The following is a 9,520-nucleotide window of genomic DNA, read 5'->3' on the forward strand; positions in this document are numbered from 1 at the left end:
TGCGTCCCCCGCCGCCGGCGCCCGGACCACACCGAGCGGCTACGCGACCACTCCGGGATGCGGCCCGCTCACCGCCACGGCGCGCGAGCCAGCACCAGGCCGCGGACCTCACGGGCACCGAACTGGCGCAACAGCCGGGCGACCGTCGTCATCTGGGCGCCGGTCGTGAACACGTCGTCCACCAGCAGCACGGTGAGGCCGGTGACGGGGGAGCAGACCTCGAGAGCCTTGGCGTGGGCCTCGGCCGCGGCCCACTTGGTCTGCCAGAACGCGCCGGTAGCCGCCGACGCCGTGGTCGTGCTGGTCTTGACCAGCACGGGCTTGTCCGGGTCGGCGAACGGCCACCGCCCGGTGCGGTTGGCGTCGCTGGCCGCCCTCATGATCGCTTCGACGTGCTGCGGGCGACGATCCGGCGCGGTCGGATTGCCGATGATCACATCGACGTCCTCGACCTCGGCAGCATGGGTGTCCAGCCACCCCACGATCAGCCGCCCGTAGATCATCGCCCAGCCCAGCATGCCCTCGTACTTCAGCCGCGGCAGGGTCTGCTTCATCGCGCCGTCGTACATCGCTACCGCGTCGACCCGGCTGAAGCAGCGTTCCTCCGGCGGCCAACCGCAGATGCGATTCCCGCACGGCGCGCCGACCCCGGGCAGGGTCTGGCTGCACACCGGGCAGTGCGCCGCAGCGACTGGGGGCAGCGTGGCCCCGGCGCACGCCGCACAGGTCGCCGGCGCTCCGGTCAGCTTGTACGGGCAGGTGCGGCAGTTCGGGAATCCGAGCGGTTCGGGAAGTGGCGTGGGCCCGGTCACAGGTCGGCCAGGGCGAGCTGCAGACGCTGCTGCCCGGCCTGCTGGGCCTGCGTGGCGCTCCCGAGTCTGGACAGGACGTCCTCCAGTTCGGCGACCTCGACCGCCCGGTGCTCGGCGAGCATCTTCGCGGCCCACGGTTCAGATGTCGCCAACGACCGCAGGAGGAAGACCTGCTTGTGGTGATTGGCCGCGAACTTGGCCTGGAGCTTGGCGCCCGAGGTGCTGGAAGCCTCGATGACGACGCTGCCCAGCGTTGAGCCGCTCGTGACGACGTTACGCCGAGGGAACGTCCACCGGGCCGGAGGAGAGGTCGGCCAAAACTGCGAGAACAGCGCCCCGCCGCCCTCCACGATCGCTCGGGACAGGCCCCTGTTCTCCGCCGGATAGACCTTCGCGGCGATCCCCGTGCCCATCACCGCCACAGTGCGCCCGCCGCCCTGGAGCGTCGTGCGGTGCGCCGCGGTGTCGATCCCCTTCGCCAGGCCCGAGTAGATGACGACGTCCGCCTCGACCAGGCCCCGGGTCATCCGGGCCGCCCGCCGCATCCCGTCCTCGGTCGCCCTGCGCGTCCCGACGACCGCGACCGAGCGTCCGTCTCGGGCCGACAGCCGGCCGAGGAAGAACAGGAACGGGGGGAGGTCCGGCACCAGCCGCAGATTCGCCGGGTACGCCTCGTCGAGCACAGTGACGATCCGCGCACCGGCCCGCTCGGCGGCCTCCAACTCGGCGGACACCCGGTCACGGGCCTCGGCGAGACGGGGCAACGCCGAACGCAGAACAGGAAGGCTCTTGCGGGACGCCGACGACTGCTCCGGCAGGTCGCCGCCGAGGACGGCCTCGATACCGGCCGCGGTCTGGCAGGTCCGGGCAAGCAGACTCCAGTCGACGGAGGTCTCTCCGACCCTCAGCGCACACAGCGCAAGGAGATCGTGGTGCAGCTCGGGAAGCTCACTGGGGAGCCAGCCCTGCTCGGTGGTAGGCGGCATGATCGGTCCTTCTACTCACGGCCCCGAATGTTCGAAGGGTCAAGCGGTACTGCCTCGGGCCTACCGCCATCATGGCGCACTCCAGCGACTGAGCCCCACCGAGGCCCCGAGCCCGCAGCAAGGCGATCCCGGACGGACTGCTCACCCCGACCTGCCTGCGCGCGGAAGCGCCACGCGAGGGCGGTGCTCCAGCTGCGGTCGCCCGGGCGACTGGGCGAGGGCCGCCAGGGACCCAGCGACTCCTCGGTCCCACATCGTTCCGGGACTGGTCCGGACCAGGCAACTGCTGGCCGGGCGGGACATCGAGATGACCGTCACCGCCCTGACGGAGCCGGACGCCGAGCACATGGTCACCGGACTGTTCGTGGAGCCGGACTCCTCGGTGCGGGTCCTGCTGACCGATGAGCAGGCCGAGCAACTCGGCCTGCCGGCCGGTGTCGGCTACACGGTACGCGGCACGCTGGAGGACTTGACCGGCTCCGCGGTCGAACGGCTGGGTTCCCGTCCGATGGCGGTTCCGGCCCGCTGGCTCCATCCGCTGCCTGACGACTCCGGCAGCGAGCCGTAGAGCGGGTCGGCGCGGGTGCAGTCACCCGGGGCCGAGAGGACTGCGAGACTGTTGATCATGAATTCTGCCCGGCGTCCCCTGCGACTGCCCTCCACCGAGCCGGCTACCGAGACACCGGCCGCGCCAGCCGCCCGCCGGACCCGGCTGCTTCCGGCCGCGTACCCACCCGTCCCGGGGCCGCCCGCGCCGACCCTCGGACGCGCCGAGCAGCGCAGCGGCCGCCGGACGCTCGGTCCGGGAGCCCTGGCAGTCGACGAGATCTGATCCGGCACACCGGGGCCGTCCGAGCCCGGCGCCTGCTCATCGCCCTCGGCATCGCCGAGATTCGGCGTGTGCGCGGTCTGGGCCCGAACCAGCGACAGCGCCTCCTCGAGCTCTTCCCCGCCCAGCGCTGACCAGCAACTGCGCCGCAGGCCACGGCCGAGGCGCAGTTGCCCGGGTCAGCGCCGTGCCCACACCGGGCAGCCGCGCGCGTGAGTCGTGATGATCACCACGAGCCCGCCGTCCAGCACCTGCCGTGCCCGCAACGCGCGACAGCACCGCGCTCCCGGCCCTGTGCCGGGGCCGACGGGCGCGCCAGCCGGCCCCGGCCGGGCGTCCTCCGGGCTCAGAACCTCGGCCGGCTGGCAGGCGTGGTCACTCGGCATGCGCTCAGATTGCCGTGTACGCCCCGACCAATGGCGCCCTCAGTCGAGCGACACGCCGCCGACCACTACAACCGCACCACCACGGCTGAGACCAGCGTCCCGGCCGCCCACGCCACCAGGGAGGCCTCCCACGGCCGCAGGCCGTTGCGCAGGGCCCACCGGCGGGCGAGCAGATGTGCGCACGGCGCCGCGAGCGCCACCACGGACACGGACCTCGTCTTCATAATCATTCCTGCCTTCCGCATCGGATTCTCAAGTAGGGCCCGCAGCGGGCCCAAGGTCAGAGAACCAACGCGAACTGTCCTGCATCAAGCGCGAGTTGCCGCTTTGCACGTTGTGAGCTCCGCGGCCGGGAGTACCTGCCCGAACCGGGCCCCTGAGCCGTCGAACCGTGGCCGGCGGGCCGCTACCCTCGGCTCATGACGGACGACATCGCCGGCCCCCGGCTCTGCGGTGAGGACCTCCTGCACGCCGCGGCCGCGGCCGGCCACGAGGTCAGCGCGCGACTGCTGGAGACCTTCCGCTCCCAAGGGCTGATCCCGCGGCCTTCACGGGTGGCCAACGCAGGCCTTCGTCCGGTGTGGCTGTACCCGGCCGGTGCCGACCGCCAGCTGATCGACCTGATGGCCCACCGCACCCACACCAAGGACCGAGCCCAACTGCTAGCCCTGCTGTGGCTGGACGGCCACCGGATCGAGCCGGCCGTCGCCCGCGAAGCCCTCGCCGCAGTCCTGGAGGAGATACGCACCGGGCTCGACAACGAGGTGGCGGCGCAGGCCGCGCGGCTCGGGGACGGCCGGCCGGCCGATCGCGACACCGCGCTGGGGTCCCTGGCCGCGCAGATGGCCTCCCGCCGCGGACCGAACGCCCTGCCGCGCCCGGTCCGGGTGAAGGCGGCCGAACGCGCGGGCGCCCTGGAAACCCTGATGCGGGCCTTCGCGTTCGGCGAGCAGCGGCAGGTCAGCGAGGATGACGCGCTGGTGGTTGAGCGGGTCCTGGGAATCTCGCCGGGCCGCCGTGAGCGAGTGGCTGGTGCGGGACCGTGGCTGGTCGGACCGGCCGCAGACATGTTCGACACCGGTTCCGCCGTCACCTCGCTGCCCAGCATGGCCCGGGCACTCGCGCAGGCGAGCGACTCCGAGCTGGACCAGGCCCGCCGCATGGCCGCCGCGCTGGCCGCAGGCCTGGCCACGGCCGCGCGGATGCTCACCGCGACCACCGGCAAACCCAACAAGGCAGGCCTGCAAAACGCCGCTGCCCTCGACCGGAACCCCCTGCTGAGCCTGCTACTGGTGGGCATGGCGGCCGCCATGATCCGCCACGGCTGGGCCGAGCAGCTGACCGAAGTCGCCGCTGCGGCGGCGCCCTTCCCCATCCTGCTCACGGGCCTCGACCGGGTGCTGGACATGCCTGCCGTCGAGGTCGAACGCAACCTCCACACCGCGGCGCCCACCATCCGAGACAGCGCGAAGCGCCTGATCGACGCCGCCCTCGACGGCCGCCTGCACCCCTGAGCCCGGCCACGACCCGCCGGCCCGCGACGACCGCAGCCAGGCGGGCACCGGCGACCGACGGTGTGAAACCCTGGACTGATGACAGAGCATCAGGCCTCCGCCCCGCAGCCGCCCGACCAGGAGAAGCGCCGGGCGCGGGTGGCCGCCCGGCTCGCCCAACTGGGCCCGGGACCGGCAGCGGTCTTCGCCGACGCCTGCCGCCTGCTCGACCACGACCTCCAGCTGGTCAGCCGGACGATGCTCCTGTTCCACATGCTGCGGGAACTTGAGAGCTCGGTCCGCGAGGTCCTCGTCCCCGACGACGCACGTGAGGCGGGCAAAAGCTCAGGGGACACCCAAAAGCTCCAGGTCAAGGCCATCCTCGCCGCCTACGACATCACGGAGGACGAACCGGCCGGATCGACCTGGCTGCGCATCGTCGGCAAGCTCCACGGCTGGGCGCACCGCAACAACCTGGAAGCACCCCGCACGGTCGACCCGGCCACCCGGCAGCTCTTCGACGACATCGAGGACATGCTCGACGTGGTCCTCGACGCCCTCGACGCCCGCTACCTGACCGTCCTGGAGCGACTCGACGCCCTCGCCGCCCTGACCGAGCCCACCAAGGCCGACGCCGCGCGCCTGCTGAAGGAGCTCCCGCAGAACCACCTGACCTGGCACACCTTCTTCACCCAGCTGGTCACCCCGGCCTGGATCGCGCCCTTGAACGCCAAGGACTTCTTCAGCCGGCCGCCGACCGTCCACGGTGGAGCCGAGGGCCAGGACATGCGGTGGCCCGCCACCGCCTACCTGGCCAGGGTTGCCACCCAAGCCCCCAGCGACGTCATGGTCATCGCCCGCGACAAGGTCCCGGACACGGACAACCCCTTCGTCAACCTCGACATCGTCGAGATCGCCCTGGCCCTGCCGGCGGCCTCGGCCGGCAAGCTGGTGCCGCGCACCGTCCGAGCGCTGGGCACGACCACCGACCTCCTCGACCCAGCCCGCTACGCGGCACTGGCCGTGCGCTGCACCGAGAACGGCCTGCCCGACGCGGCCGTCGACCTCGTCCGGGCGCTGCTGGGCAACCTCGGCGCCACGACGCGCGACGAGTGGGCATACCGCCTCGTGCTCACCCAGACGGGCCCGCACCTCACCCGCCACCTCGGCCTCGGTTGGGCGGCGACGCTGGCAGACCTTCTCGACCAGGCGCTCGCCGAGCACGGCCCGGTGGCCGGCGGGTCCGACCTGTCCCAGACCTTCTTCCCCTCCCTCGAGCAGGCGACGGCCGAGCCGTTCCGCATGCGGGAGGCCTTCCTCATCGAGGCCCTGCGCAACGCCACCCGGCAGCTCCTCGACGAGGACACCAGCCTCGGCGACGTCCTCGATCTGCTCGACGCGCACCCGTGGCTGGTCTTCCGCCGACTGCACCTGCACCTCCTGGAGCACCACGGCGACCGGGCGCCGGATCTGGTCGAGCACGCCCTCGCCGACACGTGCCTCATGCAGAACGACGGTGTCGAACTCGAATGGCGCCGCCTCGCCCGGGCCCGCGCCCAGCACTTGCCCGCCGACCGGTTGCAGCGCCTGATCGCCGACCTCACCGACGGCCCCGACACCCAGGCGTGGCGCACCGCCTTCCAGAGCCGCTTCGGCGCCGAGGCCGCCGAGAGTGACCTCCGGCGCTGGACCGGAGTGTGGCGCCGCGACCGGCTCGCCGCGATCCGCGACCTCCTGCCCGAGCAGCAGCAGGCCCAGCTGCAGACCCTCGAAGACGAGCTCGGGCCTGCCCCGTCCCTGGACGAGGTGCCCACCGGCTTCATCGAGCGCCCCGAGGAGCCCGGCACCACCACCGACCACCTCGCCACCCTGACCACCGACCAACTGATCGACGCGGTCAACGACTTCAAGCCCACCCCCCGCCCCTTGCACGGCGACGGCCGCTACGCCTTCGCCGCCAACCTCGAGACCACCATCGCGCACCGCGCCCCGGCCCACTGCGCCGCTGCTCCCCGATTCGCCGAGCTCGACGGCCCCTACCTGCTCGCCGCACTCAACGGCTTCGCCTCCGCAGCCCGCGCCGGCACCACCCTCGACTGGGAACCACTCGTCACCCTCGCCGAAGCCGCCGCGAACCGCACGACCGCGGCCGCCACCGAACTCCAACGCCATGCCGCGCTCTTGCTGAACGCCGGCCTGACCGCCCAGCACAGCCCGGAGCCGTCCCTCGCCGACCGGATCTGGGACCTCACCGCCACCATGCTGCGCACCGGCGCCCCGGACGAGACCGAGAGTGGCGAGGTGGCCCCCCTGGTCGCGGACGACCCCCGTGCGCAAGCCCTGCGCACCATGGTGACGTGGGCCCGGTGGCGTCGAGCGCACGGGGCGGGCTTCCAGCGGCTGTTCGAGACCCTCGACTCCCTGACCGCGTCTGATCCCCTCACCGGCGCGGAGGCCGCCGCACCGGTGGCTGCGGTCATCGGCGGGCGCTTCGCGCAGCTCACCGCTCTCGACCCGGACTGGGCCCGTGACCACACCGATCTCCTCGGTCGCCCCGGCACGCCCGGGGCGACCGGATGGGACGCCTACCTGCGGGAGAACGCGGGCTACCTGCCCGCGGCCCGCCTGCTCCTCGACCAGTACGGCGCCGCAGTCGACGCCCCCGTTCCGGACGCCGGCACCCGTGCGGCACAGCACCAGCGCCAGCAGCTTGGCCGGCACCTGCTTCACCTCTACGGCAACGATCTCGTCTCGCTGGATGGCGGCGGGCTCCTCGACCGCTACTACCGGACCACCTCCGACGACATGCTCTGCCAGCTCAGCTGGGAGATCGTCGCCAGCCTGCACGACGACCGCCCCATCGACGCGGGCCAGCTGGAGAAGGTGCGGGCCTGGTGGCAGTGGCGCTCCACGTCCCTGCGGGAGCGCATGGAGGAGCTCACCGACACCGAACGCACCGAACTCCAGCATGCCGGGCCGCTGGCGGCCAGCGCCCGTTTCCCTGTGGAGTGGAGCCTGCGGCAGATTCAGGACGCCCTGGCGGCCACCGGCGGCGCCGGAACCGACTCCCAGGTCTTCCACTACCTCGCCGACACCGCCGCCGACGCCACGGCGACAGCCGTGGTCCTGAACATCGTCCTTCAGATGATCACCTCGCCCGCCCTCGACCCGTGGCTGCCCGGCGCGCGCGAGCGCCAACTGCGGACCGTCCTGGAGCACGGCCTGGCCGACCACGGCGACACGGTCCGCGAGATCGTCAACCGGGCCGCCGGCCGGGGCCACCCGCAGTTCCGCTCCGTGCTGCAGTCTAGGGAGCAGGGGTGAGGAGAAACCCACGCTGAGCGCGTGCCCGTCCCGATCGGCCTCGACCGCCTCCCGAGGCAGCGGGCTCCGAGCCCGGCCCCCGGTGGCCGTCGGCCGAGGGCCGCGCACGGAGTCCCCGTACCACCCCTTCAAGAGGACCCGGGCCCGGACCGTCCCGGGTGGTGCCGCAGTGCCCGACGGCTGCCACGACCGGCGGACACCCTGGGCGGGCCGACCGGACCTGCCGGAGGAGGGTCGCCTCCCGGGTGCGTCCGGCACCGGAGCTGCGGATCACCAGTGCCGTCGGTGGGTACCACCGCAAGAAACGAGAGGCGGGCTGTCGGCCGGGCCTGGCATCATCGCCCGACAAGCCGATCGAAAGAGGGGCAATGGAAAGGACGACGGCGTGGAACGGGACCGTCCGCGAGCTCGCGGAACGGCTGGAGCTGGCCCGGGCCGCGTGGGCCGAGGTCGAGACAGAGTCCGAACGCCCCGGCGGCGACAGCCCGCAGGAGAAGGCCAAGTCCTGGCAAGCGCTGCTCGCAGCCCGTGCCCTGAGCAGAGCGCGCGACGCGACGCTGCTCCACGCCGCCGGATCGGCGCTGCGGCGTAGAGCGGACGGACGCTCGGCGCCGCTGCGCCTTCCCCGTGGGCGCGTGCTCCCTGGAGCTGCCACCCCCCACTGGTGGTGCATGGCCGTTACACGGGACGATGCCGGGATCTGGAGGGCGATTCCGCAGATCGGTCCCGAGACACGGGTGGGCCTGCCGGCCGACGACCCACTGGTGCGGGAGGCCGCCGAGCAGGCCCGCTTCCTGCAGGACAGTTTGAGGGGCCACCGGACCCGCGACGACCACTACGAGGCGTACGTCCCGGACGGACGGCCGGATCGCCTCGGCGAGGGGAGCTCCGTACCGCCCGTGGCGTGGCTGAGTCCCAAGAGCAGTCGGAAGATCCAGGCCTACCTCCACCCGACGCTCGGCATGCGGGTGCGAGCCGACAGGATGGAGGCGTTCGGCAAGGCAATCCGGGACCAGCACGCGGTCTGGGAGCGATCCAGGGCGTACGGCAGCGCGGTGGTGGAACTGCTGCGCCGTGCCGGTTGACCGCTCGACCGCGCTCGGTTGGCCGGGCGCTGGAGTGCACCCGGTCAAAATCTTGACTGGTCAAAATCGTGACCACTAGCCTCCGGGTATGAGCACCCGCTACGAGACACCGCCGGCCGTCGACAACTACCTCGGCGCCCGACGCGCACTGATCGACGCGATGCGCGCGGACCAGAAGGGCGGCGTCAGCGCCAACGACATCGCCAGGATGGCCATGGCCGCTTGGAGCCGGCCCATCACACTGGACTACCTCAAAACCTGGGAGCTGCGCGATGACGTCCAGACGCTGATCGAACAGGCCGGACTGAAGTCCTACGTGGACGTCGCCGCCACCGGCGCCGCGTCCGGGGCGCGGGAAGTCCGGCTGATCATCGTCTGCGATCCCGTGGAGACCCCGCCAGAAGAATGGGCCGGCCTGCCCGGACGCATTGGCGAACTGCTGGCCGCATCGGAGATCACCTGGGCCTTCCCCGAGGGAGAGGAACTCCCGTTGACCGCTCTGCTGGACGACCAGGAGTACGTGCTGCTCGCTCGGGCCTGACCTGCGAAGGCGTTGAGCGGCGCCGGCTGCACGGGTCCCGCACGGGCCGAGCGGTGCCCGTGGC

9 protein-coding genes are annotated in these 9,520 nt (G+C 72.4%); 6 read left to right on the forward strand and 3 right to left on the reverse strand.

The features are described 5' to 3' along the window. Positions 1-68: 68 nt before the first annotated feature. Both ACFRMQ_RS11150 and ACFRMQ_RS11155 read right to left on the reverse strand, forming a co-directional pair. Positions 69-554 (reverse strand): ComF family protein, encoded by a 486-nt coding sequence (locus tag ACFRMQ_RS11150; RefSeq protein ID WP_380729374.1) that lies wholly within the window; start codon positions 552-554, stop codon positions 69-71. Between the two features lie 254 nt (positions 555-808). Further along, complete coding sequence (locus ACFRMQ_RS11155) at positions 809-1,798, reverse strand: DNA-processing protein DprA (protein ID WP_380729376.1); 990 nt, start codon at positions 1,796-1,798, stop codon at positions 809-811. 307 nt (positions 1,799-2,105) lie between these two features. Between ACFRMQ_RS11155 and ACFRMQ_RS11160 the strand changes: the two genes are divergently transcribed. Then, positions 2,106-2,366, forward strand: coding sequence for a hypothetical protein (locus tag ACFRMQ_RS11160; protein WP_380729378.1), 261 nt, complete (start codon positions 2,106-2,108; stop codon positions 2,364-2,366). A gap of 263 nt (positions 2,367-2,629) precedes the next feature. Continuing rightward, complete coding sequence (locus ACFRMQ_RS11165; protein WP_380729390.1) at positions 2,630-2,761, forward strand: hypothetical protein; 132 nt, start codon at positions 2,630-2,632, stop codon at positions 2,759-2,761. A gap of 317 nt (positions 2,762-3,078) precedes the next feature. Here the strand turns inward: ACFRMQ_RS11165 and ACFRMQ_RS11170 are convergent, their stop codons facing one another. Next, positions 3,079-3,237, reverse strand: a complete 159-nt coding sequence (locus ACFRMQ_RS11170) for a hypothetical protein (protein WP_380729380.1) — start codon at positions 3,235-3,237, stop codon at positions 3,079-3,081. 195 nt (positions 3,238-3,432) lie between these two features. Between ACFRMQ_RS11170 and ACFRMQ_RS11175 the strand changes: the two genes are divergently transcribed. The 4 genes from ACFRMQ_RS11175 to ACFRMQ_RS11190 all read left to right on the forward strand — a co-directional run bounded on the left by ACFRMQ_RS11175 (position 3,433) and on the right by ACFRMQ_RS11190 (position 9,456). After that, positions 3,433-4,527, forward strand: a complete 1,095-nt coding sequence (locus tag ACFRMQ_RS11175; protein WP_380729382.1) for a hypothetical protein — start codon at positions 3,433-3,435, stop codon at positions 4,525-4,527. 78 nt (positions 4,528-4,605) lie between these two features. Beyond that, positions 4,606-7,830, forward strand: a complete 3,225-nt coding sequence (locus tag ACFRMQ_RS11180; protein WP_380729384.1) for a hypothetical protein — start codon at positions 4,606-4,608, stop codon at positions 7,828-7,830. Positions 7,831-8,198: 368 nt separating this feature from the next. Further along, entirely contained in the window at positions 8,199-8,915 is a 717-nt protein-coding gene (locus ACFRMQ_RS11185; protein WP_380729386.1) for a hypothetical protein, read from the forward strand. An 88-nt stretch (positions 8,916-9,003) separates the two neighbouring features. After that, entirely contained in the window at positions 9,004-9,456 is a 453-nt protein-coding gene (locus ACFRMQ_RS11190) for a hypothetical protein (RefSeq protein WP_380729388.1), read from the forward strand. Positions 9,457-9,520 lie beyond the last annotated feature (64 nt).

Origin of the sequence: Kitasatospora sp. NPDC056783 (genome assembly GCF_042789895.1) — a bacterium.
Lineage (GTDB): Bacteria > Actinomycetota > Actinomycetes > Streptomycetales > Streptomycetaceae > Kitasatospora.

Bases quoted from the DNA above. Each gene is read 5' to 3' on its own strand.
- ACFRMQ_RS11170 (WP_380729380.1), bottom strand. From the start codon at position 3,237: ATGAAGACGAGGTCCGTGTCCGTGGTGGCGCTCGCGGCGCCGTGCGCA.
- ACFRMQ_RS11185 (WP_380729386.1), top strand. From the start codon at position 8,199: ATGGAAAGGACGACGGCGTGGAACGGGACCGTCCGCGAGCTCGCGGAA.
- ACFRMQ_RS11150 (WP_380729374.1), bottom strand. From the start codon at position 554: ATGAAGCAGACCCTGCCGCGGCTGAAGTACGAGGGCATGCTGGGCTGG.
- ACFRMQ_RS11155 (WP_380729376.1), bottom strand. From the start codon at position 1,798: ATGCCGCCTACCACCGAGCAGGGCTGGCTCCCCAGTGAGCTTCCCGAG.
- ACFRMQ_RS11175 (WP_380729382.1), top strand. From the start codon at position 3,433: ATGACGGACGACATCGCCGGCCCCCGGCTCTGCGGTGAGGACCTCCTG.
- ACFRMQ_RS11160 (WP_380729378.1), top strand. From the start codon at position 2,106: ATGACCGTCACCGCCCTGACGGAGCCGGACGCCGAGCACATGGTCACC.
- ACFRMQ_RS11190 (WP_380729388.1), top strand. From the start codon at position 9,004: ATGAGCACCCGCTACGAGACACCGCCGGCCGTCGACAACTACCTCGGC.
- ACFRMQ_RS11180 (WP_380729384.1), top strand. From the start codon at position 4,606: ATGACAGAGCATCAGGCCTCCGCCCCGCAGCCGCCCGACCAGGAGAAG.